Genomic DNA, 25,651 nt, shown 5'->3' with positions numbered 1-25,651 from the left:
GACTGTCAGACGCCAACGCCTGCGTGGCGTGCGAGACGGAGTCGGAGTCAGACGGCGATGGCCCACCGCCGAACGACCGTGTGACCGGACGCCTGCCCGCGCCGTCCAATGAGACACAACCGGGATGACTTCGATGTCCGCATGAGTTACCGGCAGTCGAGCCAGAGCCCTCGGACAGGCGATAGGTGCTTCTCGAACGGAGGAAGCGTCTGTGGCACACCGACGAAGCGTCCCCATCCAGCCTGTACTCGCGATAGGTTCTACACATGACGAGTGATACTCCCGCCGCTGTGACCACAGTGAGTGAGTCCATTCCGGACGTAACGATCGCGGGAAGACGGCTACGTCCCACTGCGGTCTTCGATACCTACTGGCGGTTTGCCGCTGCCCGCCAGGCGACCTACTTCGCGAGGTTGAACGGCGATCAGGCACCTGCTGACGATCCCATCCTGGCCAGTCATCGCTTCACCAACTGCTACCGCGCTGCTGATCGAGTCAGTCAGTATGCGATCCACGACGTGGGTTACCAGGGCTCACAATATCCCGATGATGTCGTGTTCCGGATACTACTGTTCAAGTTCTTCAACAAGATCGACACTTGGCGTTTGCTCGAGGATCAATTCGGGTCGATCGCCTGGGCTTCGTGGCAGCCTGGGCTCGCGCGGGCGGTGCTGGACGCCGCGTGGAAGGCAGGCCGCAAGTTGTATTCGCCGGCCTACGTCATCCCGCCGCCTCAGCTGGGCGGTCGTCGCAAGCACCACGATCACCTACTGCTGGCCGAGACCATGATCAGTCACGGTCTCCCACAGCGGTTGCGGCGCGCGAAGAGCCTCGCCGAGGTGTTCCAGCAACTGCGGCAGTACCCAGGCATCGGGGACTTCTTGGCGTATCAGTTCACGATCGACCTCAACTACAGCTCCGTTCTAGACTTCTCGGAGAATCAGTTCGTGGTGGCCGGTCCCGGGGCCCGCGACGGCATTCGCAAGTGCTTCGGGACTGGTGCCAGCGGCATCGAGGCAGCCGTCATCTCATACATGACCGACACCCAAGAAGAACATTTCGCGCGGCTCGGCCTCCGGTTCGACTACTTGGGCGGTCGTCGACTCCATCTGATCGACTGCCAGAACTTGTTCTGCGAAGTTGACAAGTACGCCCGAGTAGCCCACCCGGACGTTCCCGGGATCTCCGGTCGTACACGTATTAAGCAGCAGTACCGGCAATCCAGCGAGCCGATGCCGGCCCCGTGGTTTCCACCAAAGTGGGGAATCACTGATGCCGTCAAGGCACAAGCCGCCGCACTGAAAACTGCAACAACGCAGTCCTAGCTGGAGTCGGCCTCCAGCGACAGCTGGCCAGAGACGTTCGGCGGCCGCGACGACGAGCGTCGTCCGCGTGGGACGGTCGTTGCTGCTGCCGATGAAGAGAACAAGGGCAACTGCGTCACACTGGCCAATGCGGCACGGAGGTCACCAGCAGCGCCTTCAGCCTCAGCCTGTCCCGTGATGACTGTCAGCGTTCCTGAAAGGAAGCCAGCAGACTCGGCGATATAGCGCAGCAACATACCCAGCGCGAGATAGTTGCCGTATCCACGCTGGACCATGTACTGACTGCGGTAGAGCGCCACCGCGTTGAGCCGGTTCCCGGTGTGCTGGAAGGAGAGGTGCGACAAGCACGGAAACCCCAATGGCATCGAATCGGTGTAGACGTTGAAGATGCAAGCGCCAAGGTCGTTGGTGGCGTCCTCGATGGACGGTCCATCGGAGGTCTCCGGCACCTCGGATTCCTCGGTGCGAGGTTCGGGAACGTCGATCGCCCCCTCGTATGCGGTCGCGACGTGGTTGCCGTTGTGTCCGTACGTACGCAACCGGTTGATAATGCGGTTGAGCTGGTCGACCGGACCTTTCTGCGTGGGATGCGCCACCAGCCGCCCGAAATAGGTACCGGAACGGTTGATCTTACGTTCGGCTTTGATTCGGTCATACATCGACCGGTAACGCTGAGCCAGGCGCTCCGGCGTGGACGAGGACGCCGCGAGCGCGGCCGGGAAGACGGTGTTGACCACCGTCTGTACCGGGTCGTGACCGCGCCGGGCCAGCAACTCATCGACGATAGCGCGGAACGCAAGATCCTCCACCCCGGGCTCGGCGATCTCGACGATGAGGTGCAGAAGTTTGCGGTCACGCTCGGCCAGGAGCAGGTGCGCGGCTTGCGCCCATACTTGCCCGCAGTGCTGTCCTCGCAGGACGGTTCCAGCTACACGCATGGGTCCTCCCCCGCCGCCGAAGCGACACGTTGAGCCTGCTGCTGGGTCAGCAACAGGTCGAGATCGGCCTCACTGTTGACGTTGGCAACATTCGGGACGGCTCGTTGCGCTCGCGGCCGCACCGGGCCGGATTCGACCGAGACCTGCAGGCCGTCATCGTCGCCTGGCAGCGACAGCAGATGACGGCGCACCGCGCCATTACGGTCCGGCGGCGCGGTCGCGCTGAGCACAATCGAGGTGAAGCTCTGGTGCACGAACTGGGCCACATCGTCGGCAATGAGCCCCTCAGCCGCTGCGTCGGCCGTGGCCGGCAGTACCAGCCGGTCACCATGGTGGAGGGTCACCTCGCCGCAGCCGGCCAGATGCTGCAGCGGCCACACGTCGGCGTTGCCGCCGCGCGGCGGCGCGGTCGGGTCGTCAAAGCGGTTCTTGATCGCGGCAGGGGCCGTACGGGCCAAAGCTGTCGCCGCTCGCGGCTCGATGAGGCGGGCAACTCCAAGGTGCCGAGCTGTTCCGCGGTACGAGGTGCCGAGTATCAGCCCGGTCAGGTAGACGTGTTCGGGGCGGAGGTCCTCTGGCTTGATGTTCAGCATGCGCAGAGTGCGGACCAGCGCTGCCCGGGGCATCAGCAACCAGGCCGCGAACGCCTCCGCGGTGGTTTCGGTCAATGTCGAGGTCGCCGGCGTCGCCGACAGTGACGCAAAGTCCGTATCGCAGGTGAGGCCGTGGTTGAACACATGGTGGCCGAGCTCGTGCGCGGCGCTGTGACGCTGCGTCGAGGGCGGCATCGCCGCGTTGATCCAGATCCCGCCCGGGTACGTGTGTGTTGGTGGAATGTAGAGACCGAACAATCGCTCGGCCTCTGGGTCGGCCAGGGCGCGAAGGTTGGCCGCCGCGATCAGTGCTGCCACATCCGTGCGCCGGTCAGCGGGTTGGCCCGCATCATCGAGCGTGCGCATCGCCGCCATGTGCGCGAGCCGGTGCGCGACCGACCATTTCGTCATCGGTGCTGCTCACCGCCCACGGTAGGTGGCCGGTCGTTTGCGCTGTCCGCGCCGTCACTGACGCTGGCGCCCGCGTGTTCAGACGCGGATCGCGGCAGGTCTAGGCCAACGTCATCAGCACCCCCGGGAGGGTCTTGGGAAAACTGGAGGAACTGAGCAAAGGACAAGAGTTTCTCCCGGTCGCCGCTCGTCAGGCCAGCGTGGGCACGGGTGAGCAGCTTCAGTGATGGGTCATCGGCCCGCGAGGCGGCGTCTTCTCCAAGGAGGTACTCCAAGGTCTGGCCGTACACGATGGCCAACTTCTTCAGCTCGATACTGTCGACACGGCGGTTGCCTCGCTCGATCTCGGAGATCGCCGACCGTGGGATGCCGGTGTTATGGGCGACGGTTTGCTGGGACAGGCCGGCGTACTCCCTGCTGGTTCGCAGTCGCTCTGCCAACTCCTGCTGGGCGCGCTTGTCGGCTTGCGTCCCTGCAGCGTCGGGCTGCTCGCTCATCTGACTGCTCCTGACTGCGTGACGGGCAAATAGGTCGCTCTCCCCGCGCGGGATGTATCACGAGCCGCGCTGTGCCCGGCGAAGCGGGGGGCGCGGCCAGTGCTCCACGTCATCTCGCCGCCTCGGGTTCCGTCGGCGCGGCGTCGGTCAGCTGGTCGCAGACTCGCTCGGCGAAGCTGCGGATGGATCGCATATCCCGGGCCGTGGGCAGGTCCGTCGGGAGCTTGACCCCGAAGCGCGCTTCCACCCGCACCATCAGCTCCACCAGCAGCACGGAGTCGTAAGGCATATCTGCCCCCTGAGCTGTGAGTTCTTCGCGCAACTGCTCGACGTCACAGTCTTTCTCCTCGGCGATCAGCTCGAGGATGTACTGCTCGACTTCGGCGCGCCGTCCGAGAGCGGGATCCACCTGCACCACCCTTTCGTGTGAGGTAATCCAACAGGTGCTTGTGTCATCCTACGGCAAGCCCCTGCGGGAAACCAGACAGGCTGCTGTAGGCTCAGCCATCAACAGGGGCAGCGGTGGCTCCCGGGCCCGGATCCACCGTCTCGTCCACACGCAAGTCCAGACGCCACCCAGTTTGGAGAACCGATGTATCACGCGCCCTCCTACGATCCCCCGTACGTGCGCCTCGGCAGCATCCTGCCGTTCACAGCGGCGCGCCTAATCAGGCACCACGCGCCCGAGCAGCGTGCGTCAACAACACGCCAGAGGGGAGGTCCGGCATCGGACGGTCTTGTGCCTGTCGCTCAGCCCGGCACCAACCCGCTGCTGAGCCCGCATCCGATTGCCGAAGAACTACCTCAGCGGGTCTCCTACCATTTCACCGCCGCCACGCGGCCGCGCGACGGCCGGGCCGTGACGATCGTCCTCACCGACGGACGCAAGCTGGGCGACCCGCTGACCGACGCCGCCGGCAACGAGGACTTCTACCGCCTGCACGACGTCTTCCACCTCTCCTACGCCACGCTGTTGGGCTGGTCACCGGTCACCAGGGCACTGCTGAACCGCAAGCGCCGCAGCAATCCCACGCTCGACGAGAACGAAGACGGCGGCCGCGCCGTAGTCGTGGAGGAGGGCATCGCAGCATTAGTGTTCGGCTACGCCAGCGACCGCGGGTTCCTGCGCGGGCACACCTACGTCGAAGCTCCCCTCCTCGACTACATCCGCTCGAGCGCAGCACCGTTCGAGGTCGCCTGGGCTACCGCGCAGGACTGGGAGGACACCATCCTCACTGGCATGCGGCTGTTCCGCCAATTGCGAGCCTGCGGCGGCGTCGGCACCGTTCACGCTGACCGAATCCGGCGCACAATGGTGTTCGCCGGTCCGACGCGGCAGCAGACCTCTCAGGCATCGATCCTGACCAGCGTCCACCACGGCCCGGAGCGACCACTGACCCGACACATGATCCGTCATCAGGCCGTGCCCCTCGCGAGCTGATCACCTCACGATGACGTTCGGTGGGCCACCCACCCCAAGGGCGGCCCACCTTCACCAAACTGTCACCTCGAACGCGCGTCTTCACTCGTTTGCAGCAATCAGCACTTTTCGGGGAGCATTACTGTCGGGTAGGGAAGATCGCCCACCTCGACAGGAGACCCGCCCATGTCGTCCGACGACACTGTGCTCCCCATTCCCCCAACCATCTCGCCGGCCGCCGCAGACTGGGCCCGGCGACGTCGAATGGCGATCGAAGCATGGAATCTGGGCAAGAGACTGCTAACGCCGGCACCGACGCGGCCCCTCCCACCAACCAGGCCCATCTCCACCCACCGAGCGGGGTCACCACCGGGCACGTCACGCCCCTCTACCGTGCCCGCCACGAACCCCGCTTTCGGCGCCAGCACCTGATCAAGGCCTACCAGAACAACCACGACTGCAACCTCGTTGTGGTGATCGACCAGATCGTGCCCGACACCATCACGCATTTCGCCGAGACGTTGATGGAACTCGATCCCACCAAGGACCTTCACCTGCTGCTGCACACCCCGGGCGGCGACGGCGAAGTCGCCGTCCGAATGGCCCGCATGGCACAGGAAGCCAGCGCGCGATTCGTCCTCCTAGTTCCCGACACCGCCAAAAGCGCCGGCACCGTTCTCGCCCTCGCCGCACACGAGATCGTCATGGCCGCCACCTCTGACCTGGGCCCCATTGACCCGCAGATATTCGTGGCCGACCGAGGCTTCGTCTCCGCCAAAGACCTCATCGTCGCAGTCGACGGCGCCATCGCAGCCGTCAACGCACAACCGGACACCTTCGCCATCCAGGCCGCCATGCTCGCGGGCATCGACGCCACCACATTACAATTCGCCCGATCAGCCCTCGCCCGCACCGGTGACCTGGCCCGCCAAGCCATCTCTAGCCACTCCGACCGGACTCCAGCCGACATCGACACCCTGTGCAAGACGATCGCACAGCCCTTCATCGAGTCGCCGCGCTCGCACCACGCCGTCATCGGCGCCCATGAAGCCGAAGCCGCCGGCCTCCCGATCACACGGCTTCCCATGCAAAGCCCACACTGGCTCGAGATCTGGGAAATCTGGAGCCACTATTTCGCCCTCGGCCCCCTGGCCACCTTGTCAGTCTATGAAGGAGCTCGCGCATCCCTCATCTTGAGCAACGACGCCTGAGCGTGCGTCGCTCGCGCGCTATTACTCGATGTGGATTCATTCTGGATACCTACGCCGACCGATTGCGCACCGGGAACATCCGTTTCAAAGTGAGCCCTGGTCGGTATCTGACATAGGAGCTCTAATCGGCGCACCCGCCCGCACATCGGTCTTGAGCCGGACGGCAAGTGGCTGCACGACGGGCCACTGCCCAACAGCGAACCGAAGCTGAGGCCCTGTTCACCAAGCTCGCCGCCCACGGACCGCTGCTGGTCAGCCCTGACCAAGCCCTGTCTGCTCGTTCGCGGCCGGTGACAGCTTCTTTGCCGGCAGCCCGGATGGTGTGGCGTCGGGGTCCAGTTCGAGGACGGCCTCGAACAGGGCGAAGTAGGTGCTCGCGGCGAACGACCAGTCGGCGACCGGGGTGTCGAGTCCCGGACCCGGCAGCGGCTCGGTGATCAGCCGGTGGGCGGTCCAGATGCAGTCGACGGCAGACACGGACTGGTCGTGGGGACTGTTCCTGGCCACGGTCAAGCGCAGCAGCAGTGCCTGCAGCAATGCCCCGCCGGCCAGCGCCAGGTGTTCGAACCGATAGCCGGCACGCAGTCGCAACCCGAGAATGTCGGCCAGTTTCCGGTAGAAGTCGACCAGGCCTCGTATCCGGGTCGCCTCGCATTCCTCCAGCGCCGCGGCGATCCTGGCACGAGCCTCGGGATCGCGGACGTAGTCGATCGTGCTCGCCAGCGCAAAGTAGAAGGTCCAGCCCTTAGCGGTGATCATTTCCTCGAAGTTGCACAGCACCGCCTGACGAGCCGTCTCGCGCAGGACGGCCGCCCGACCTTCCAGGGTGGCCAGCCGGTCCGCGTTAGCCCGCAGCACCGAGTCCACCACCTCGAGCGCCGCTGGTGGCCAGCCGCCGCGGTCTCGACCTGCCGCGACAAGCTTCTGCCTGCGCAGCTGCCCGACCTCCTGCGGGCACTCCTCGACGACCGCGTCCCACTTGTTCCCTGGCCCTCACCGCGTGAGATCGACCGCGCCGGCGTGGACGCAGCGCTGACCAGGGCGGCGCATGGCGATCCGGGCACGGAACGACTGCGCCACCGGGCCGTCCGGCAGCGGTGCCGTCCACCGGTAGGACGGGGCACGAGCCACGGCGGCCGCGACCAGCGTGCGGCCGAAGCCGAGGCGCCGGTAGTCGGCGGCAACGTGGACGTAGTCGAGGGTGGCCGTCCGGCAACTTGCGCACGGACTCGCGGTCACCGCGCCGACCGCGGTGCCGTCGAGTCGAAGTTCGATCCGACCGGCCAGCGTTCCCGCGGTCGGCGGACAGACGACCAAAACGAGCCCATCACCCGGTTCCGTGCCGGGCGCGTGCTGGACCGTGACGTCGAGGTAGGCCCACTCGGCAAGGCGCCGAGCTGCGGGCTTGCAGTCGGTAGCGGTGGCTGTAGGGCCTGAGCTTGCCGTAGAGATCCAGATCGAGCCGGTGGCCACGGAGGCACACGACGAGCTTGCTGTCGCCGGGCGGACCGGGATCAGCTCGCCGACCTCGCCGCGCGCACCAGACCGAACGACGCCGCCGGCCTGGTCGATCACCGAGCACCTCGCGGGAGTCCCGACCGGTTCGACTGCGGCCGCTTCGACGTGCGGATCATCCGGCGACCTCGGTCAGCGCCCGGCCAGCGGATGCCTCCACGGCGGCGACCGCATCCCCGGGGCCGGGAAGCCGCAGCTCGACGCTACGCGAGCGAACCGCAGCGCCGCGGCCGGTCGCCACGACGTCACAGAACTCCAGATGACCGAAGCCGCCGTCCGTCAGACCGCGCCACCGACGTTTCGACACATGCAGTTCGAGGTCAGCGCCGGGCCAGGGACCGGCAGCCACCAACACCGCGCCTCGGTTGCGGAGCTGGCCGGCAAGCCGGCGCGCCAACTGCGGCTGTACCCCGCGGACGGCAGCCGGACCGAGGACGACCAGGTCGAAACCATCGATCAACGCCGACACGACGGCGACCAGCTCCGCCCCGGGACTGGGTACGAGGGCGAGCCGGTCGAGCTCGACGCCCAGCGCGGCTGCCGCCACCACGCCGACCTCGGGCATACCGGTGATCGCCGCCCACGATCCTTCCTGCGTCGCTTCGGCCAGCAAGGCCAAAACCAGGGCGATCGAGCCGCCGACCGACACCGCGCTGCCGGGCCGCAAGCCACCCGGAAACAGCCCGGCGAGGGCCGCCGCCACCGGCAACGAACCAGCGGACGTCGACGTGTCAACGGTCGGCTCGCCGAGCTGCGCGGCCGTGCGGACGCCAGGCATCGCCGCGAGCCCGGCCACCGCTTCCGGTACCGCCACCACGCACCTCCAGCACCACGAACACGCACCAAAGACACCCGCGCCCACGTCGAGGAGGACCGCTTTAATAATAGCCACGTGAAGAACCGTCCTACCTACCCGTAGTTCGCTGTCTTGGCACCTGACGGGCAGATCCGATAATCGCGTGCTGCTTCAAGGACGCTCAGTGGGCGGGTTGTGGACGGTACCTCGGGACGATCTTGACGAGTTGACTATGCGTCTCGGTTCACCACCTTCATAGAAAGCCTCCACATGCCGAACATACGGCGCTCGACCTTTGAATGGGCGAAAGTATTGCGTGACGCTGTACCGGAGGTGGCTGGCGGAGTCTTTCGCGCTTGCACTCGGGGGGCAGCCCTCAGTTTCCCCTTCGCCGACTAGCTGACCACATCTCTGGACCATTTGATGACTGGATCCGAACGATCGCCGGATCAGCCGGGCGCACCGCCGATCAAACTGCTCAGCCTGATCACCGATGCGTACACGACTGCGTTGATTCGGCTTGCCTATGCCGAGCGTGACCGGCATGACTGGACGTCATACAGGCAGGTCGGCTACTACTTGGTCGGAACCGGAGCGCGGGTCCTCATCCACTCCTACGCGCGTCGCGACCAGTCGGCCGGTGACCCTCGGGAGGTCGCGGCGGAGGTGGCCGATGAGTTACGAACCACCCTCCGCCTGGCCGAACAGGTGGCGAGCAACCCGACGAGGGCCGATTCGATGGCGATGGAAATCGAGGCATTGGCCGAGGATTGCGCGCAGACCGCCGGGCGGCTGTACCGACTTTCGGCGGAGTTGTCCCCAGCGGTGATCGCTGAGGTCAACCCGATCGGCGCGAACCACGACGACACCAACGACGAGGACGGCGGCGGACGTTCGGACGGTGACCCCACGTGAGGAACTGCACCGAGGTTCAAGCCGATCAGCGGCATGCGAATCCAAGAGCCAGCCGGAAGAAGACGGGAGCTGCTCTCACGGCCACGCCGAATACGCGGAAGCGACCGGCCCAACCGTCCGTCTCGGAGCGTAATCACCGCCGGGAGCGAGGGGGCTTTGTCCTGATCACAGCCTTAGCCAGTCGGCCGAGTGCGACCGTTCTGCGGTCGCCGTCCAGCAACTATCCGCGGATCCACCGCGTCCATGGCGCTACGTTCGACGTCACCGGTGTGCTCGCACCCGCGTGCGCGTCAGCGGAGTCCCGCCGCGACGCCATCAATGCCGCGCGATCCCGCCGCCCTCGTTACCGCGACACCTCAGCCGCTGTGACTTGCGAGAGACCTCGATGTAGCGAGGGCAACGCCGGTGCCGAGCCGCCAGGCGCTCCGACCGAGTCTGCGGCTACCGCGGAACCGTCATGCCAGTGACCGACGGCGCGAAACCCGAGACCTACTGGTGGAGCACCGCACGCTCACGCCCGCTGCACGACTATCTCGACTCGCGCACACCCACGGCCCGACTGCGGCATTGGCCAACTCGCGATCCCGACCCCCCGTACACCATCTACCCGCTCCAGGAAGCCTTGGATGATCCTGATGACCACGACCGATACCGGCGAGCCAGCCCTCGCCGCGGGCACGGAACTACAGCAGCGACAAGGAAGTCGCGGCTCATTCCACCCTGCGCTCGCCGCGTGGTCCGGAAACCAGGCGAAGGCGCGAGCACTGACCACGCGGGAGAAGGCGACCCCATCGCTATCCCGACGCCAGCTCGCCGACGCCGGCCTGCTCGACCCAGTTGCGGTCCTTCGAGTGGCCGGTCGTGCTTCAACGCCGCATCGCCTGGGACGTGCGGATGTTCAAGTCGGTGCCGGAAACCGATCCGGATCACAAGTGGGAAACGCTGGCCGATCACGCGATTCAGCTGCGGTGTGTAGAACGGCTGACGAAGCGTCCCGAGTGGAATGAAGACTACAAGACCGATCCGAACGGGACTGAGGCGGACGAGGCCGGGGCGTATGAGGCCGGGGAAGGGGAGGTGCGGTGATGGACGTGCGGATCGGTCCGGGGCCTCGGCCGCTGGCGGTGTGGCTGCCTGTCCTGCCGGACCTGCGGCTGGGAACGTGGCTAAATCGGGCGTGCGCTATTCACGGGTGGTCGCATCTGGAGCTTTCGCGGCGGTCCGGGGTGTCAGTGGGCACGATCTACGCGATTGCCTACGAGCATCGCCGATCGTGGTCGCTGGTGCATATGGCGGCGTTGGCCGATGCGTTCGGGGTGGACCGCGCGGTGCCTGCGGTCTTGGCGCTGCGGGAGTTCGAGAGGGGTCACGGTGGCTGGTAAGGCGACGTCGTCGGCTGTGCTGAGGGCGTGTGCGGACTGGGTGGTCCTCGGCGGGCCGGAGGAGCCGGTGCCGGTGCCGGATACGCGGATGGTCGGTGGCTGGATCCGATGGCGCCGCAAACGCGCGTACCTCCCGCTGAGGGTTGCGGCCAGGCGGATCGGGTTGTCGGCGGGCACGCTGGGAGCCTTGGAGACTGGCCGGCATGCGCTGACTCAGGTGGAGACCGCGGTGAAGATCGCGGACGGGTTGGGTGTGTCGCGCGAGGAGCTGGTGATCCGCGCGGTGTGGGACTTCCGCAGGCTGGAGGACCAGTGAACGGAATGCCGGTGGGGCGCTGGTTACGGGACCGACGTCAGGAACAGGGCGAGCGCGCGGGCACGACAGCCCGGCGGGCGCGGATCTCTAAGTCACACCTGTGGGGCTTGGAGAACGGGTACCGGGATCTGCGGGACGCGCGGCAGATCCTGCGTCTGGCGGACGCGCTCGCTGGGCACGGAGACGAGCTGCGAGCTGGCGAAGCACCGTTTTTCTGGCTCAGGGCCGTAGACCTCGCGAACCTCGCGGATCGATGCCGCCTGAGTATCGCGCACCCAACTATCCAGCTTTCCACCGAGGCACCAGTACACCAATGACATCAACAAAAGCGACACCGCACAGCACTAGCCATCAGCCCGCTGACCGTGCGCCGTGGTGGCGGCCCTGCGGAGTTGACCAGGACAGGATCAACCTCGCTTACCTATTCGATGCCTTCCGCGAAGCCAAAAACAGCGATGGTCGCTCCGTTGCGTCCGTCAAGTTCGCTCACATCAACGAACGCGACGCCGCCCGTCGAATGACCGCCCGTGTGCACGACGCAGGGTTCGTGTTCCGCTCCGAGCGTGCGTTCCTCGACCGCGTCGCCGCCTACCTCGTCGCCCACCAGTCCGTCAGCTCCATCGTGGTCGCCGGCGCCGGGCTGCCCCACATCGCCGGTGACGACGACCTGCACTCCCACGTCCGCCGTGGCGAGGCGAACAACCGTAGCCGCACTCAAAACACCACCCGTGCCAGTGTGATCTACGTCGAACGCGACCCACTCACCCTCGCCGAGCTACGCACGATCGCCGACAACGACAACGGCGTCTACGTCGTCGACGCCGATCCCTGGGACCCAACTGCGATGTGGGATGCTCTCTACAATACTGGCAGCGAAAACCCGGGACTGATCTCGTTCTGCTACGACCACGTGGCGTTGCTGCTAGGCGGGGTGATGTCCTTCCATGGCGGCAGCCGTGCCGACGTCGCGCACGTCGTGCAGGGCCATCTCGCACGGCTGCCTGACGGCGGGTTCCTGGCCATGACGCACCTGCTGCTGCCCGAACACCCCGACCTCGCTGCCCAGGCTCGTGAATTCGAAGAGACGTTGCAGCTCCACGGTCCCGGCACAGGAAGTCTCGCCACCGGCCACGAAATCAGGACGATGATTGACGGCACGGTCGAGCTGCCACCCGGAATCGTCCCAGCGTTCACCTGGTATCCCGACGGGCCACTCACCGACGCGCCGGTCTGCGGCAGCTTTACCGCCGCGGTCCTCGCCCAAAAACCCGCACCAGACAGCGACTTACCGGAACCTCCCTGGCGGCCGGCAGGTACTTGAATTCCCGACCGACCGTCCGTATCCCGATAAGGTGAATGATCAGAGAGCCCGAACCGTTGCCGTCACACGAATACCTATCCGACGGCATCGGCCGGACTCGACCAGCCACCCGGGGTTGGTCTTTCAGCTTCCGTGCACCTGCGAAGTCAAGAAGTCGGCCTCCTTGGTTCACGGGATTCCGTGGTGCCTGGCTACGCACAAACCAGTCCTCGTGCGTGGCCAGGCATCCACGCCGCAGCCGGCGCGTCGCATCTGCGCGACAGCACTTGTAAGTAGTACCGAGAAAGGATCTTTTTCCTCGTGCGCTTCAGAACGACACTCGCGACTGCCTTGGCGCTTCTTCCCATGCTGGTAGGGGTCTGCGCCGCGACCGCTGCAGACACCGCACCACCGCCAGCCGCCACAGCCTCCCCACGAATCATCGGCGGCGCTCCGGCACCGGTCGCCTACGCCGGTGCCGGGTCTCTGCAGGCCACGCAGTTGAGGCCGTTTCGCCTTCGAATGTTGAGATCGGCCAGTATCGGGTACCGCAAAGGATGCGCAGAAGAGGTAGCAGCGTGTCCGCCAAGCTCGGGGTCACCGCAACGGCACAACGCGAACTAGTGTTGTGCTGGCTACCGTCCGCGTCAACGACGAGTGCGCCGGCTTCGCGGGCGATGATCGCTCCGGCCGCCGTGTCCCAGCTGCGGTTGCCAAGCGTGAGACTGGCGTCGAGAGTGCCATCTGCGACCCAGGCCAGCTCGAGCGCCGATGACCCAAGTCGTCGAACTCGTTGTGCGCGTCGAGAAAGTGTCTGGTCCAACCTGGCGGACGCCCTCGTTCGCGCTACACCTCCCTCTCCTGATCCGTAATCACTAAGAGAAATCAGTGAGTCCTCGAGGTTTTTCGTGCGCGAGACGGCTATCAGGTCGCCGTCTCGGAAAGCCCCGTGGCCGATCGTTGCCCAGTACCGGTGGTGGAGGAACGGCGTGTCAATGACGCCGAGAAGGGGTTGGTCCGCGTGGACGAGCCCGAGAGCCACCGCGCACAACGGGACCCCGTGGACGAAGTTGGCCGTCCCGTCAACGGGATCGAGGACCCAGTACACGTCCGGGTTGCCGGTCGCCCCAGTCTCCTCGCCGACGAAGCCGACGTCCGGTGTCTGATCCTGAAGGTGGTCTCGTACGAGGCGTTCGATGGCTAGCTCGACGTCGGTCACCAGATCGCGATCGCCCTTGGCCCGAACTTCGCCGGCTTGGTCGCGCATCAGGATGTTGATTGCCTTGTCCATAGCGCCGAGCGCAACGTCGAGCAGGCGTGCCGCGTCGAACGTACTCGTCACGATCCTGATTGCCCTTCTGGCGAGAAGGTGGTCCCAGGTGGAATGCAGGACGTCCTGCGTCGTCGTTGGAGTGGGCAACCGGCTGCGGCGAGGTCGAGGGGCGTCCCTCGCCGCAGCCGGTGCGTTCATGAGAGCGTGACCAGGTCGACGCGCGCGACTGCAGGCCACGAAGGCCGAGGGCCTTGCGTGCCCGATACAACAGACATCTTCTATAACGTTGAGTGCATGAGCCGAGACGCATAGTCAAATCGCCAACGTCGGCACGAGGTACCGTCCACAACACGTCCGCTGGACGACCGCAGTGCAACCTCCCAAGCATTGGCGCAACCACATCGGGCACCATGGCAGTGACCGTCGTGCTGGACAGGAAGGATCTTCACGTGGCAAGGATCGATGCGGTCTTCTTCGACGTGGGCGAGATACTGGTCGACGAAACCCGCGAGTACGGAACCTGGGCTGACTGGCTTGGAGTGCCTCGTCACACGTTCTCGGCTGTTTTCGGCGCCGTGATTGCTCAGGGGAAGGACTACCGAGAGACCTTCCAGGTCTTCAAGCCTGGTTTCGACCTCGCCGTGGAACGCGAGCGACGGGCCGCTGCGGGCCAGCCGGAGACCTTCGCCGAGGAGAACCTGTACAGCGATGTGCGGCCGTGCCTGCGGGAGCTCCAGGAGTCCGGCCTTCAGGTCGGCCTGGCCGGAAACCAAACCGCACGGGCGGAGGAGATCCTCAAAGCGCTAGAACTGCCGGTCGACGTCATCGGTACTTCCGACGGTTGGGGCGTTGAGAAGCCATCACCCGAATTTTTCGATCGGGTCATCGAGGAGGCCGGGGGCCCAGCGAGTTCGGTGCTGTACGTCGGCGATCGGTTGGACAACGACGTCCGACCGGCCCAGGAGGCCGGCATCTCGACTGCGCTCGTCCGCCGCGGACCGTGGGGACACATCCTCCGAATGCCCGAGGTCGAGGAGCGCTGCCTGTTCCAGCTGACGAGTCTCGCTGAACTGCCTGCGCGCGTTGCCGCCCACAACGCCGAGGGCAGCTGATCAAGCCTTGGTGGCCAGTCCGGTCATTGCTCGGACTCGTTCATCCAGCTCGTCGGCGTAGGGCGTAGCGCTCAGAGCCGCACGAACTTCGGGCACGCGTTGGAGCGCGGTGCTGTAAGGAGCCTTACTGACCAGGTCGCATGCTTGTCGGACGGTTGCGACGGCGCGTTCGGGATCGATCGATGCCTGCGCCGCGGCGAGGTCGAACAGCAGGACGGCCCTCTGTTTCATGGCGCTCTCGGAGAGGCTGTCCAACGCGCTCTGGAGCCGGCCTGCTGCCTCGCGGGTTCGGCCTGCCAGCAGCAAGGCGTTGCCGGCGAAGCCGTCGAGTCGAGAGGTGTCGAAGAAGTCGAGCCAGCCGGGGTCGGCTCCGGCGCTCGCCAGCGCATCCTCGGCAGAACGGACACGAGTAAGGCTGGTACTCGACTGGCCAACGCGGGCGGATACCTCGGCGTCGACGCAGTGCAGCCACGACCGTAGCAGCGGCCCCGCCCCGTACCGTGCGTGGGCATGAGCGGCCGACAGGTAGTGGCGGGCGGGCTGTTCCTGACCGGCGAAGCCTGGGACGAACGCTCGGTGCGCCAGTACCGCAGCCGCTAAGGGGTGATCCAGCGAGCTGGCAGACGCGTCCTCGGCAAGCTGGAAGAACGGTTCGGCCGCGTCTTCTTGGCCCAGGTCGAAAAACAGTAGTCGGGAAACGAGGAGCGCGGACTCGGCGACGGCAGAAGCTAGCCGGCGAGCATGCGGCGAGTCTGCTTCCGAAGTCGACTTGATCAAGCTTTCGCCGAGGCGAGCATGAGCTGTAACCGAGGGCAAAAGTTCAACTGCAGCGCTCGTCCAGTACAAAGCACGATGAGAGGCGGTGATCGCAGCGAACGCGTCGACTGCTCGCGAATCCAACTGCGTCCGTTGTTTACGGGCAAGCGCTTCGACACCGTCGGGCATCGAGATGTCGTTCGAGAGCAGTGCTGCGAGGCTCGCCCCGAGCAGGCCCTTCAAGAACATCGGCCGGCTGAACTCAGCGTTGCTGCCCAGCAGCACCATTATCACCTTCTTCACGACAGCGTCGATGAATTGCTCGTTGACGAGCATGTTGGCCGCAGGCGCAGGCACCGCCGGATCTGCGGGGTACAGTGCCATCTCCGTGGCCGAGAGCAGGCCGAGCTCGCTGGCCGGTAGCCCGAAGACCAGCACGAGGTGCTTCTGGTAGCGCGGGTCGGGCTTGCGGTCGCCGGTTTCCCAACGTCGCACGGTGTCGGCGTTTAGGCCGCACTCGCCTTCATGGGCCTGCTCCAAGCTCCGCTTGATCTGTTCGACGACTTCTTCTTGGCTCCAACCACGCTGAAGCCGTTGCCATCGCAGCCGCGTGTTTGGAGGGTGCTTCGGCGCCGATGTTCGACGTGTCCCCACGGCATCAACCTCCGATCGACTTGGTGATCTCGTTTGCCCGAGGGTAGGAGCTGACGTAACCGAGCGCGACGTTGGCGGGAACATGGGCGGGTAGCGGACGGGTTCTGGACGGTAGTCCTTCTCCCGTGGTAGGGGTTCGATCAATCTTGGACCGCTACCAGCGCAAACGCAGGGATACCAAAGACTGTGACTGAAGACAACCGGGTGCTGGCCTGCGGGCGGCGATGGGATCGCCGCCCGGGCGCACTACTGGTTCTTCGGCAGGTTGAAGCTCCCGGCCGCGGCTCCGCCGAGGAACGCCTCCCACTCTCCGAAATCGAAGACCAGCACGTGGCCGTCCGGGTTCCGGCTGTCTCGCAACCCGACGGCGTTGCTGCTGAACGACACCTCGACGCATTGGTTGTCCGGAGGATTGCTCAGGGGCGACTTCTGCCATTTGGTGAAGTTGGTGTCGAGGTGGCGCTTGTTTGCGTCCTGGATGTTCATCTGCTTCCTCGTGCCCTTTCGATCTCAAATCGCAGGTCAGCTACAACGACGCGGCGATCTCCAGCAAGGTCCGTCGCGTCTGCTCGGGCCCGCTGGCCGCGGCCCGCTGGTGGTCCCAGAGAGTCAGGTACCGCGCCGTCCTCTTGCTGTTCTCGACGTACTCCCCTCCGTCATGCTGCTCCAGGTAGATGATGTCAACCGCCGGCTTCGTGTCATAGCCGAAGATCGTGTAGTCGTGGCCTTGCCCCATGTAGTAGCCGACGCTGAACGGCACGATCTGGAGTTCAATGTTCGGCCTGTCGATGATCTCGACGAGCTTCATGATCTGGGCCTTCATGACCGGACCGCCCTCGGTCCGGCGCAGGGCCGCCTCGTCGATAATGAACCAGAACTCCTGGTCGACGTGGTCCAGTACGGGTTGCCGGGCGATGCGGTCTGCGACGTACTTGTCGATCTCCTCGGGCGACAGCGAGGGCCGCCAGGCCCGCGCGTTCCTTCGCATGTAGTCCTCAGTCTGCAGCAGCCCAGGGACGACGAGGGCCTGGTACGCGAAGTACCGGTTGCAGCTCGGTTCCATGTCGACCAGCAAGCGCAGGTACTGGCGAAACCTGGTACTGAAGGCGCCACGCTTCGTGCGGTGCTTGCTCTCAGCTTGCAAGTCTCGCGTGTAGGCCCGGTCAGCTTCGTTCGCGGCGTACCGATCGAGCAGAGCATTCAGCTCGATCAACTGGATGCCGCTGCCGCCCTCGATGTGAGCGATCTTCTGCTGGGTGCATCCGAGGACACCGGCCGCGTCTTCCTGCGTGACGCCAGCTGCCTCACGTAGACGGGCGAGCTGGTTGCCGAGCACGATCTTCATGACAGCCGGAGGCAGCTCCCGGCGCGGCTGGTTCACGGACTCCTCCACCTCCACAGGGTGTCTGGTTGCATAGCGTATCCGCAATTCACCCGATCGGTCGGCTAGTTAATCTGAGTACACAAGTTACGGTTCAGGCATCGACACGACAGCACCCCAGGCCAGAGAGGAGCGCAGAGCGATGAGTACACAAGTTAACATCGCAGCTGCGACGGCCGTGGTCGCCCCCAGTGCCATACAAGCCCCCACTCAGATGTCGTGGGGGTCTGGGCTGGCGATCGCAGCGGCGCTCCTTCTCATGGCGGGCTGCGTGGCCGGAGTCGGTGCCGGCTGGTGGTACGTAGGCGAGCGGCGTCGAGTCCGACGCTGCCGTGAACACATACCGCCGAGCCCGCGCCCCGAGGCACCGCTGACGACGGGCCCCACCCTCGCCCCCAGGGTGTTGATCAACCTGTCGCCCGGTCACGCAGCCCCCGGCACGCAGTGCCGACAAGCCGCTCGACGGCTCGCCGCCGAGCGACCCCGCGTGGCACATCGCCGCAGTGCAACTTGACTGGCGCTGCCTGACCCCCCTGCTCTGTCGAAGGAGGTGGCTCGCCGTGACAACGTCGACCACTCGCACTCCAGTCGCACATTCGGACCTGACTTCCGAAGAACGCTGCAACTCCTATCGCAGCGAATACGGGCTACCAGCCACCGTTGACCGCTCGACGCAGCGCATCCTCATGCCCGTCGGTGGGCTCTTGGGCGCGATCACCATGCCGCTCGGACTCGGTCGGCGTGTCCAAGCCGACCTTCTTCGGCTGGGAGTGTCGGCCGCTCCCGAAGGCGACAACATCGTCTCGCCATCCCCAGACGACGAGCGACTCGGTCTCTGGTGTTGGGAGTGCGCTCCGAACGCACTGAAGGACTTCCCGCCGCAGACGACTGTGATCGCTACCACGAGGGCCATGGCCTCCGCGGGACGGTGACCGGGTCTCACGCCGGCGACGTCGGCGGCGGCCAAGGCCCCTCGATCGCCGGGTGTGCCGATCCGGCGCCGACCTGGATCCCGGCACACCGGTTCCCGAAACCGACTCGGCCTGCGTCGAGCAAGCGACGAAAGGACATCGATGATGAGCCCAGCGATCTTGCTCTCCCAGTCCCCGCTTGCCCTGTCAACGGTCACCCTGCGAGAGAGCGCTTTCGACACCGCGAGGCCTGTCAAGGCGAGTTGCCGTCAACAACCAGGTCACAGGAATAGTGTTGTCGGCCAAGACAGGCTCCCGGCCGCCGTTGCTCGCCGCCGCGACTGTCCAACTAGATCGGCCCGGTGAGTCATGGCCGAGCCACAGCAAGGACCTGAACCACTGCTGTACTGGGGGACCAACCAGCAGGGCGGAACAGCGGATCACTATGCCGGACGCGTGCACGTCGTCTGGCCCCACAGCGAGTTCTACGGCCTGTGCAGCCTTCCAATCGAAAAGATTTGGGAGCAGCGGCCGCCGGTGCCGGACAACCTCTGTCCACTGTGCTGTGTCCGCGCAATGGTTGCCCTGTTCCCGGCCTTCTCCGAGTCTCTGCTGGCTCTTCCGCCGGGAACGGACAGGCACGAGCTCGCTGCTCAAGATCAGCAGGCTCCGCCGGAACGCCCAGAAGAGCAGACCATGTTGATTCCGGCGATCAAGTCCGCGAGCTCATGAAAGCTATCAGAAATGGAGTGCGGTTATGGCCGCCAGTCTCGTAGAGGGCCGCAGCGAACAGGTAGGTCAACTCGACTCCCTTGGCAGCCCGCGACGCCACTGCGGGGGCCGTCGCACTCGTGCTTCCGAGCGAGAAGTGCGAGCACCCGAGCTACTCGTCCCAGCCCAGCAGCCACAACCATCCAGGCCACCAGCTTCCGGTCCGAGCGCTTCCCGCGGAGCTGTCCGGTCGACCTGTGACGTTCATGGTGGTGACGATGCTCGATTGATCCAAGCCGTACGTCGTGGAGACATTGCGGCGTACGGCGACCTCTACGCACGGCACGTGGTCTCGGCTCGTAACCTTGCTCGCCAGCTTTCCCGGACAGCGACCGAAGCCGACGACCTCGTTTCGGAAGCGTTCATCAGGGTCCTCCAAATTCTCCGCGCCGGCGGTGGTCCTGACTCAGCGTTCCGCGCCTATCTCCTCGCAGCGCTTCGGCACATGGCATACGACAGGACTCGCAAGGAACGCCGTGTCGAACTGTCCGACGACATCGCAGAAGCGGTGGATCCCACCCTTGTCAGCGTCCCCTTCGATGACACCGTGATGACAAGCAGTGAAAGAGTTCTCGCAAGAAGGGCGTTCGTCGGACTGCCCGATCGCTGGCGAAAGGTGCTGTGGCTCACCGAGGTCGAAGGGCGCACACCAGCGGAAGTGGCGCCGAGCCTCGGACTCACACCCAACGGATTGTCGGCCTTGGCATACCGAGCTCGGGAAGCTCTCCGTCAGGGGTATCTGCAGGCTCATTTGGCTGCAGCTCAGACGAAGCAGTGCGGACCGACGATCGAGGTGCTCGGATCTTGGACACGAGATGGTTTGACCAAGCGGCAGACCGAAGAAGTTGAAACACACCTCGACGTATGCGCATCATGCCGGGCGCTATCCGCAGAACTTGCCGAAATCAACAGTTCCTTCCGGAGCGGCGCAAAGGCGCCTGCGAAGCGTTCCAAGGGCAGCAAGAGCGTCCGCCAGCCCGGTGCCCGCCGACAGAGCCTCACGATGGAGACTGGGCACCGTCTCCTCACCATGAAGTTGGCGAGCTAGCTGTTGCGGGTCGTGACGTTGGTGACGCGGGCGAGGGCCTGAGACGAGGGACGGGTCCTTTCGGCGGCAGGATGAGAAGTGCGACCCACTCATCACGCCGAAGAGAAAGACCCGTCCATGCACCACCGTAACGCCCCATTGTCTGTCGAGGGCCGCCGCCGGCTCGTCGCGCGCTGCCAGACCCGCCCGATCGCCCACGTCGCCGCGGAGATGGGCATCTCCCGCCAATGCGCATCCAAATGAGTCGACCGCTACCGCCGCCACGGCGAGACCGGCCTGCTCGACCACCCCAGCGTCCCGCACCACCAGCCCACCGCCACCCCCGCCCAGGTAGTGGCCCGGATCGAGCAGCTACGCCGGACCCGTAAATACTCCGCCCGCCGCATCGCCACCGAACTGGCCGCCGAAGGCATCACCATCTCGACCCGCACCGTCGGACGGCACCTGCTGCACCTGGGGCTCAACCGGCGCCGCTTCATCGACCCCACCGGCGACAGCAACCGGGCGCCGAGGCGGATCATCGCCCGCTGGCCCGGGCACATGGTCCACCTCGACGTGAAGAAGACCGGCCAGATCCCCGACGGCGGCGGCTGGCGCGTCCACGGCAAAGGCAGCAACCAGGACCGGCAGGTCGCCCGCACCAAAACCCGAGGTCAACGAGCCCGCTACACCTACTTGCACTCCGCCGTCGACGGCTACTCACGCCTGGCCTACACCGAAGCCCTCCCCGACGAGAAAGCCCGCACCGCGATCGGGTTCGTCCACCGGGCCCGCGCGTTCTTCGCCCGCCACGGCATCACCCACATCCACCGCATCGTCACCGACAACGGCTCCTGCTACCGCGCAAACACTTTCGCCACCGTCCTACGCGGCGCCCGCCACCAGCGGATCAACCCCTACACCCCACGCCACAACGGCAAAGTCGAACGCTACAACCGGATCCTGGCCGAAGAATTCCTCTACGCCCACGCCTGGACCAGCGAAACCCACCGCACCACAGCCCTGGCCATCTGGAACATCCACTACAACTGACGTGGTGGCATGGATCCGGGCTTCGGTGCTGCAGTCTGAGGCCAAGGGATCGTGGCCGGGCTCGCTCGACTACAACCTGCCACCGAAGGTTGGCTCAATGGTAGCTTGCGCCCGCTGCGATCCCGCTGCGCGGAGTGGCTCAAGAGAGGTCTGCGACGCCGGACGTCAGTCTGCCCTCCTCGCTTCTTTCCGTTCCAGCGAGAGGAAATCTGGCACACATGGATCGCGACGTGGTCATCGGCATCGACCCGCACAAGACCAGCTGGTACGCAGCCGTGGTCGACAGCCGACACCAACTGCTCGGAGAACTCCGAGTGCAGGCAAGCCGCGACGGCTACCGTGAACTGCGTCGTCTGGCCCGGCGCTGGCCCGGCATCCGCTGGGCGATCGAAGGCAGCAACGGCCTCGGGCGACCGCTGACCCAGCGACTGATCGACGACGGCATCATCGTCGTGGACGTGCCGTCCAAACTCAGCAGCCGGGTGCGTCAACTGGCCACCGGGCACGGCCGCAAGACCGACCAGGTCGACGCCCGCTCGGTCGCGGTCGCCGCACTCACCGGTGCCGACAGGCAACACCGTCAGGACGATCAAGCCGACACCCTGCGGCTGCTGAGCGAACACCGCGACGAGCTCGTCCGACGCCGCACCCAGATCATCAACCGATTGCATGTTCTCCTGTCGCATCTGCTTGACGGAGGAGCACCCGGATCGTTAACGGCCGACCGCGCCGCTGCGCTGCTCGGCCGGATCCGCCGGGCTCAAGGGGCACGAGCCACCCGACGGGTTCTCGCGGTCGACCTGGTCGCTGAGATCCGCCATCTCGACAGAAAGATCGCTACCGCGGAGCAACGAGTGTCGGACGCGCTCTCCGACAGTGAACCGACGTTGCTCCAGCTGCCCGGCGTCGGGCCCATCCTGGCCGCGCGCATCATCGGTCGCGTCGGATCACTCGACCGGTTCCCCAGCGCCAACCACTTCGCGTCCTACTGCGGCACCGCGCCCATCGAGGTCTCCTCCGGCGATGTCACACGTCACCGTCTTTCCCGTGCCGGCGACCGGCAGCTCAATCATGCCGTGCATCTCATCGCGCTCAGCCAGGTTCGCTGCCATCCTCCTGCCCGGACCTATTACCAGCGCAGACGCGCAGCCGGCAAAGGACACCGCGAAGCCATGCGCTGCCTCAAACGGCGACTCGCCGCAGTCATCTACCGCCATCTCACAGCCGACCAACGAGGTCCAACACCGACCGCGGGTTGACAGAGAGGAGCTACCATCGACCACACACCGCCGCCGGAGATCAGCCACCACCCTCCCGGCTCCACACCGGCGTCACCAACGTCATGGCCTCATACAGACGAGCTCGGCCAGCAGGTCGGTGATACGCGCTCGCGCTCCTCGCAAATCCCGGCTGCGGCGCCGGCCGGGAGGCCCCCCGCGACCAGGACGAGGGTGCTGGCGCCCAGGTCGGCCGCGGTGTCGATGGCACGCTGGTTGTCCTCGACCGCCGCGCGCCGGGACGGGCGGTCGGGTGCGGTCAGCAATCCGCCTCGGCAGAGCGTGGTGACCGTAAGCCCGGCGTCGCGCACGAGCCGGGCCGCTCGCGCGGTGCCGAGATCCTCGACTTCATCACGCCACACGCCGATGGCCGGAATCCCGGCGGCCACGCACGCTCGCACCGCTTCGTTCAGGCTCCGGCGCTTGGTGGTGATCTGGTTCAAGGAGAGGTTAGCGAGATCGTCGTGCACGGTGTCCTCGGGTGCGCTCACGCCCCGGCTCCGACCAGATCGAGGAAGTGGTGCAGCCGGGCCGCGGTGAGGTCTGGCTCCGGAAAGATCCCGGCTTCGTCGGCAAGGGTCACCAGTTTGGCCAGATGAGGCACCGATCGGTGGCTTTGGGCGCCGCCGATCATGGTGAAATGCTTCTGGTGCCCGGCGAGCCACGCGAGGAAGACTACGCCGGTCTTGTAGTGGTAGGTGGGTGCTTCGAACAGGTGCCGGGCCAGCGGAACGGTTGCGCTCAGCAGCGTCTCGTACTGCTGGGTTTCCCCAATGTCCAGGGCGTACAGGGCAGCGGCGGCGTGCGTGGCGATCGGGTCGAAGACGCCGAGGAGAGCGTCGCTGTGCCCGTGGTCGTCGCCGCGGATCAGGTCGGGGTAGTGGAGGTCGTCGCCGGTGTAGAGCCGTACACCTTCCGGCAGCGCGCGGCGCAGGGCGATCTCGCGGTCCGGTTCGAGCAGGGACACCTTGATGCCGTCGATGTGCGTCCGGTTGCCCCGGATCAGCTCCAGCACCGTTTCGCCGGCCTTGTCCAGGTCACGGGATCCCCAGTAGCCGGCCAGAAGCGGGTCGAACATGTCGCCGAGCCAGTGCAGGATGACCGGCCGGGTCGCCTGCCTGACGAGGTTGCCGTAGAGACACAGGTAGTCGTCGGGTCCCTGGGCCGTGCCGGCGAGAGCGCGGCTGGCCATGAGGATCGGCTGGGCGCCGGCCTCTTCCACGACCGCGAGCTGCGGCTCGTAGGCGGTCTGGATCGAGGCGAGAGAGTGTCCGGACCCGAGGAGGTGGTCGGTGCCGACACCGCAGGCCAGCCGCCCGCCGGCGGCGCGGGCTTCCGCCCCCGAGCGGGTGATCAGTTCGCGAGTGGCCGCCCAGTCGAGTCCCATGCCGCGCTGCGCGGTGTCCATGGCGTCGGCCACGCCGAGCCCGAGGGACCACAAGTGGTGGCGGAAAGCGAGGGTGGCGTCCCAGTCCACCGCGGCGGGGGCGCCGGGGGTGTTGTCGCCGAGCGGGTCGGCCACGACGTGCGCGGCCGAGAAGGCCACGCGGCTGACCGCCGGGCGGCTGCTCACCGGTAACGGTGCCGGGTCCCGCAACTCGTACCGGCCGATCCCGGGCAGGTGCACGCGGCGGGTCACCGCCGCAGCTCCGGGACCTCGAGCCGCCGGCCTTCGGCGGCCGAGCGCAGCCCGAGCTCGGCGAGCTGGACTCCCTTGGCTCCTTCGAACAGATCCCAGGGGTGATCCGAGCCGGAAACGACATCGGCCAGGAACCGTTCCCACTGAGCCTTGAAGCCGTTGTCGAATTCGCCGTTGTCGGGTATGGGCTGCCACTGGTCGCGGAACCGTTCGGTGGCCGCCAGGTCCGGGTTCCAGACCGGCTTCGGAGTGAGGGCGCGGTGCTGGACGCGGCAGTTGCGCAATCCGGCCACGGCGCTGGCCTCGGTACCGTCGATCTGGAATTCGACGAGCTCGTCCCGATCCACCCGGGTGGTCCAGGACGAGTTGATCTGAGCGACCACACCGCCGTCGAGTTCGAAGACCGCGTAGGCGGCATCGTCGGCGCTGGCCTGGTACGCACGGCCCTGTTCGTCGACGCGTTCGGGGATGTGGGTTGCGGTGTGGGCGTAGACCGAGCGCACCGGGGCGACGAGGTTGTCGAGCAGGTAGCGCCAGTGCGGGAACATGTCCAACGTCATGCCGCCGCCGTCCTCGGCGCGGTAGTTCCAGGACGGCCGCTGCGCGGGCTGCCAATCCCCTTCGAACACCCAGTATCCGAATTCGCCGCGCACGGAGAGAATCCGGCCCAGAACGCCGCCGTCGATGAGCCGTCTCAGCTTCAGCAGGCCCGGCAGGAACAGCTTGTCCTGCACTGCACCGTTGCGTACACCGGCGGCACGGGCCAGGCGAGCCAGGCCGAGTGCCGCGTCGAGGTCCTCCGCGGTCGGTTTCTCGGTGTAGATGTGCTTGCCCGCTTCGATCGCGGCGCGGATCGCCGGCTCGCGCACCTGCGTGAGCTGGGCGTCGAAGTACACTTCGGCCTGAGGATGGGCCAGAGCCTCCGGCAGCGACGTGGTCCATTCGCTCAGGCCGTGCCGGTCGGCCAGCGCCTTGAGCTTGCGGGCGTCGCGACCGAGCAGGATCGGCTCCGGCCAGAGCGTTTCGCCCCCGGCGAGGGGCAGGCCCCCTTGTTCGCGGATGGCCAGGATCGACCGGACCAGGTGCTGCCGGTAACCCATACGGCCGGTGACACCGTTCATGACGATGCCCATCACCTTGCGGGTCATGCGGTTGTTCTCCTCTTCCTCGAGCCGGGG

26 protein-coding genes and 1 pseudogene are annotated in these 25,651 nt (G+C 66.0%); 13 read left to right on the top strand and 14 right to left on the bottom strand.

Going from position 1 to position 25,651, the window contains the following annotated elements; translation table 11 throughout:
• Positions 1-266: 266 nt before the first annotated feature.
• Entirely contained in the window at positions 267-1,325 is a 1,059-nt protein-coding gene (locus C2L59_RS13380) for a nucleotide kinase domain-containing protein (protein WP_199199053.1), read from the top strand.
• Here the strand turns inward: C2L59_RS13380 and C2L59_RS13375 are convergent.
• From C2L59_RS13375 to C2L59_RS13360, 4 genes are all read right to left on the bottom strand, one after another.
• On the bottom strand, positions 1,322-2,263 hold the full coding sequence (locus C2L59_RS13375; protein WP_103349827.1) for a hypothetical protein: 942 nt from the start codon (positions 2,261-2,263) through the stop codon (positions 1,322-1,324). The genes C2L59_RS13380 and C2L59_RS13375 overlap by 4 nt on opposite strands.
• Positions 2,254-3,267 (bottom strand): ImmA/IrrE family metallo-endopeptidase, encoded by a 1,014-nt coding sequence (locus C2L59_RS13370; protein WP_103349826.1) that lies wholly within the window; start codon positions 3,265-3,267, stop codon positions 2,254-2,256. The genes C2L59_RS13375 and C2L59_RS13370 overlap by 10 nt, the downstream gene beginning before the upstream one ends.
• Entirely contained in the window at positions 3,264-3,764 is a 501-nt protein-coding gene (locus C2L59_RS13365) for a helix-turn-helix domain-containing protein (RefSeq protein WP_103349825.1), read from the bottom strand. The genes C2L59_RS13370 and C2L59_RS13365 overlap by 4 nt, the downstream gene beginning before the upstream one ends.
• A gap of 109 nt (positions 3,765-3,873) precedes the next feature.
• A complete protein-coding gene (locus C2L59_RS13360) occupies positions 3,874-4,173 on the bottom strand; it encodes an acyl carrier protein (RefSeq protein ID WP_158263073.1) in 300 nt (99 codons plus the stop codon).
• Positions 4,174-4,356: 183 nt separating this feature from the next.
• On the opposite strand from C2L59_RS13360, the gene C2L59_RS13355 reads away from it, so the two are divergent.
• Together C2L59_RS13355 and C2L59_RS13350 are read left to right on the top strand one after the other, a co-directional pair.
• Complete coding sequence (locus C2L59_RS13355; RefSeq protein WP_146060366.1) at positions 4,357-5,205, top strand: nucleotide pyrophosphohydrolase; 849 nt, start codon at positions 4,357-4,359, stop codon at positions 5,203-5,205.
• Between the two features lie 452 nt (positions 5,206-5,657).
• A complete protein-coding gene (locus C2L59_RS13350; protein WP_233223462.1) occupies positions 5,658-6,395 on the top strand; it encodes an ATP-dependent Clp protease proteolytic subunit in 738 nt (245 codons plus the stop codon).
• Between the two features lie 252 nt (positions 6,396-6,647).
• Here C2L59_RS13350 and C2L59_RS13340 read toward each other — a convergent pair whose 3' ends face one another.
• The 3 genes from C2L59_RS13340 to C2L59_RS13325 form a co-directional block, all read right to left on the bottom strand.
• Positions 6,648-7,262 (bottom strand): hypothetical protein, encoded by a 615-nt coding sequence (locus C2L59_RS13340; RefSeq protein WP_146060365.1) that lies wholly within the window; start codon positions 7,260-7,262, stop codon positions 6,648-6,650.
• Positions 7,263-7,388: 126 nt separating this feature from the next.
• Positions 7,389-7,970, bottom strand: coding sequence for a GNAT family N-acetyltransferase (locus C2L59_RS13330; protein ID WP_233223461.1), 582 nt, complete (start codon positions 7,968-7,970; stop codon positions 7,389-7,391).
• A 55-nt stretch (positions 7,971-8,025) separates the two neighbouring features.
• Entirely contained in the window at positions 8,026-8,724 is a 699-nt protein-coding gene (locus tag C2L59_RS13325) for a hypothetical protein (RefSeq protein ID WP_233223460.1), read from the bottom strand.
• A gap of 405 nt (positions 8,725-9,129) precedes the next feature.
• Between C2L59_RS13325 and C2L59_RS13320 the strand changes: the two genes are divergently transcribed.
• The 5 genes from C2L59_RS13320 (at position 9,130) to C2L59_RS13305 (ending at position 12,640) form a co-directional block, all read left to right on the top strand.
• Positions 9,130-9,621 carry a hypothetical protein gene (locus tag C2L59_RS13320; protein ID WP_103349820.1) on the top strand — a complete coding sequence of 164 codons (492 nt, stop codon included), beginning with the start codon at positions 9,130-9,132 and terminating at the stop codon, positions 9,619-9,621.
• Between the two features lie 837 nt (positions 9,622-10,458).
• Positions 10,459-10,707, top strand: a complete 249-nt coding sequence (locus C2L59_RS13315; RefSeq protein WP_103349819.1) for a hypothetical protein — start codon at positions 10,459-10,461, stop codon at positions 10,705-10,707.
• Positions 10,707-11,003 (top strand): helix-turn-helix transcriptional regulator, encoded by a 297-nt coding sequence (locus C2L59_RS47465; protein WP_158263072.1) that lies wholly within the window; start codon positions 10,707-10,709, stop codon positions 11,001-11,003. The genes C2L59_RS13315 and C2L59_RS47465 overlap by 1 nt, the downstream gene beginning before the upstream one ends.
• 67 nt (positions 11,004-11,070) lie before the next feature.
• On the top strand, positions 11,071-11,319 hold the full coding sequence (locus tag C2L59_RS47460) for a helix-turn-helix domain-containing protein (RefSeq protein ID WP_158263071.1): 249 nt from the start codon (positions 11,071-11,073) through the stop codon (positions 11,317-11,319).
• Between the two features lie 313 nt (positions 11,320-11,632).
• Positions 11,633-12,640: an SAM-dependent methyltransferase gene (locus C2L59_RS13305; RefSeq protein ID WP_158263070.1), complete on the top strand. Its 1,008-nt coding sequence runs from the start codon at positions 11,633-11,635 to the stop codon at positions 12,638-12,640.
• 418 nt (positions 12,641-13,058) lie between these two features.
• Here the strand turns inward: C2L59_RS13305 and C2L59_RS13300 are convergent, their stop codons facing one another.
• Positions 13,059-13,961: an inositol monophosphatase family protein gene (locus C2L59_RS13300; protein WP_233223459.1), complete on the bottom strand. Its 903-nt coding sequence runs from the start codon at positions 13,959-13,961 to the stop codon at positions 13,059-13,061.
• A 347-nt stretch (positions 13,962-14,308) separates the two neighbouring features.
• On the opposite strand from C2L59_RS13300, the gene C2L59_RS13295 reads away from it, so the two are divergent.
• Positions 14,309-15,004, top strand: a complete 696-nt coding sequence (locus C2L59_RS13295; protein WP_233223458.1) for an HAD family hydrolase — start codon at positions 14,309-14,311, stop codon at positions 15,002-15,004.
• Here C2L59_RS13295 and C2L59_RS13290 read toward each other — a convergent pair whose 3' ends face one another.
• The 3 genes from C2L59_RS13290 to C2L59_RS13280 form a co-directional block, all read right to left on the bottom strand.
• A complete protein-coding gene (locus C2L59_RS13290) occupies positions 15,005-16,300 on the bottom strand; it encodes an XRE family transcriptional regulator (protein WP_103349815.1) in 1,296 nt (431 codons plus the stop codon).
• A 360-nt stretch (positions 16,301-16,660) separates the two neighbouring features.
• Positions 16,661-16,900, bottom strand: coding sequence for a DUF397 domain-containing protein (locus C2L59_RS13285; protein ID WP_103349814.1), 240 nt, complete (start codon positions 16,898-16,900; stop codon positions 16,661-16,663).
• Positions 16,901-16,940: 40 nt separating this feature from the next.
• The gene (locus tag C2L59_RS13280) at positions 16,941-17,807 is read right to left on the bottom strand and encodes a helix-turn-helix transcriptional regulator (RefSeq protein ID WP_233223457.1); all 867 of its coding nucleotides are present in this window, start codon (positions 17,805-17,807) and stop codon (positions 16,941-16,943) included.
• 1,268 nt (positions 17,808-19,075) lie between these two features.
• Here C2L59_RS13280 and C2L59_RS13270 point away from each other — a divergent pair.
• From C2L59_RS13270 to C2L59_RS13255, 4 genes and pseudogenes are all read left to right on the top strand, one after another.
• Positions 19,076-19,438 (top strand): hypothetical protein, encoded by a 363-nt coding sequence (locus C2L59_RS13270; RefSeq protein WP_146060364.1) that lies wholly within the window; start codon positions 19,076-19,078, stop codon positions 19,436-19,438.
• Between the two features lie 265 nt (positions 19,439-19,703).
• Entirely contained in the window at positions 19,704-20,525 is an 822-nt protein-coding gene (locus C2L59_RS13265; protein ID WP_233223456.1) for an RNA polymerase sigma factor, read from the top strand.
• Positions 20,526-20,642: 117 nt separating this feature from the next.
• A pseudogene (locus C2L59_RS13260) lies at positions 20,643-21,554 on the top strand (IS481 family transposase); the annotation flags it as partial.
• Positions 21,555-21,775: 221 nt separating this feature from the next.
• A complete protein-coding gene (locus C2L59_RS13255; protein ID WP_103349810.1) occupies positions 21,776-22,816 on the top strand; it encodes an IS110 family transposase in 1,041 nt (346 codons plus the stop codon).
• 89 nt (positions 22,817-22,905) lie between these two features.
• Here the strand turns inward: C2L59_RS13255 and C2L59_RS13250 are convergent, their stop codons facing one another.
• From C2L59_RS13250 to C2L59_RS13240, 3 genes are read right to left on the bottom strand one after another with little or no spacing between them, the layout of a single operon-like run.
• The gene (locus C2L59_RS13250; protein WP_158263069.1) at positions 22,906-23,325 is read right to left on the bottom strand and encodes a sugar phosphate isomerase/epimerase; all 420 of its coding nucleotides are present in this window, start codon (positions 23,323-23,325) and stop codon (positions 22,906-22,908) included.
• Positions 23,322-24,473 (bottom strand): dihydrodipicolinate synthase family protein, encoded by a 1,152-nt coding sequence (locus C2L59_RS13245; RefSeq protein WP_103349809.1) that lies wholly within the window; start codon positions 24,471-24,473, stop codon positions 23,322-23,324. Before C2L59_RS13245 ends, C2L59_RS13250 begins: the two co-directional genes overlap by 4 nt.
• Entirely contained in the window at positions 24,470-25,621 is a 1,152-nt protein-coding gene (locus tag C2L59_RS13240; protein ID WP_103349808.1) for a Gfo/Idh/MocA family protein, read from the bottom strand. Before C2L59_RS13240 ends, C2L59_RS13245 begins: the two co-directional genes overlap by 4 nt.
• Positions 25,622-25,651: the final 30 nt, after the last annotated feature.

Source organism: Amycolatopsis sp. CA-128772 (assembly GCF_002904295.1).
Classification (GTDB): Bacteria; Actinomycetota; Actinomycetes; order Mycobacteriales; family Pseudonocardiaceae; genus Amycolatopsis.
The sequence above is the reverse complement of the archived record's forward strand: the minus strand, read 5'-3'. Positions and strand labels throughout refer to the sequence as shown.

Bases quoted from the DNA above. Each gene is read 5' to 3' on its own strand.
- C2L59_RS13285 (WP_103349814.1), bottom strand. From the start codon at position 16,900: ATGAACATCCAGGACGCAAACAAGCGCCACCTCGACACCAACTTCACC.
- C2L59_RS13365 (WP_103349825.1), bottom strand. From the start codon at position 3,764: ATGAGCGAGCAGCCCGACGCTGCAGGGACGCAAGCCGACAAGCGCGCC.
- C2L59_RS13375 (WP_103349827.1), bottom strand. From the start codon at position 2,263: ATGCGTGTAGCTGGAACCGTCCTGCGAGGACAGCACTGCGGGCAAGTA.
- C2L59_RS13270 (WP_146060364.1), top strand. From the start codon at position 19,076: ATGGCCGAGCCACAGCAAGGACCTGAACCACTGCTGTACTGGGGGACC.
- C2L59_RS13370 (WP_103349826.1), bottom strand. From the start codon at position 3,267: ATGACGAAATGGTCGGTCGCGCACCGGCTCGCGCACATGGCGGCGATG.
- C2L59_RS13305 (WP_158263070.1), top strand. From the start codon at position 11,633: ATGACATCAACAAAAGCGACACCGCACAGCACTAGCCATCAGCCCGCT.
- C2L59_RS13355 (WP_146060366.1), top strand. From the start codon at position 4,357: ATGTATCACGCGCCCTCCTACGATCCCCCGTACGTGCGCCTCGGCAGC.
- C2L59_RS13240 (WP_103349808.1), bottom strand. From the start codon at position 25,621: ATGACCCGCAAGGTGATGGGCATCGTCATGAACGGTGTCACCGGCCGT.
- C2L59_RS13320 (WP_103349820.1), top strand. From the start codon at position 9,130: ATGACTGGATCCGAACGATCGCCGGATCAGCCGGGCGCACCGCCGATC.
- C2L59_RS47465 (WP_158263072.1), top strand. From the start codon at position 10,707: ATGGACGTGCGGATCGGTCCGGGGCCTCGGCCGCTGGCGGTGTGGCTG.
- C2L59_RS13255 (WP_103349810.1), top strand. From the start codon at position 21,776: ATGGATCGCGACGTGGTCATCGGCATCGACCCGCACAAGACCAGCTGG.
- C2L59_RS13380 (WP_199199053.1), top strand. From the start codon at position 267: ATGACGAGTGATACTCCCGCCGCTGTGACCACAGTGAGTGAGTCCATT.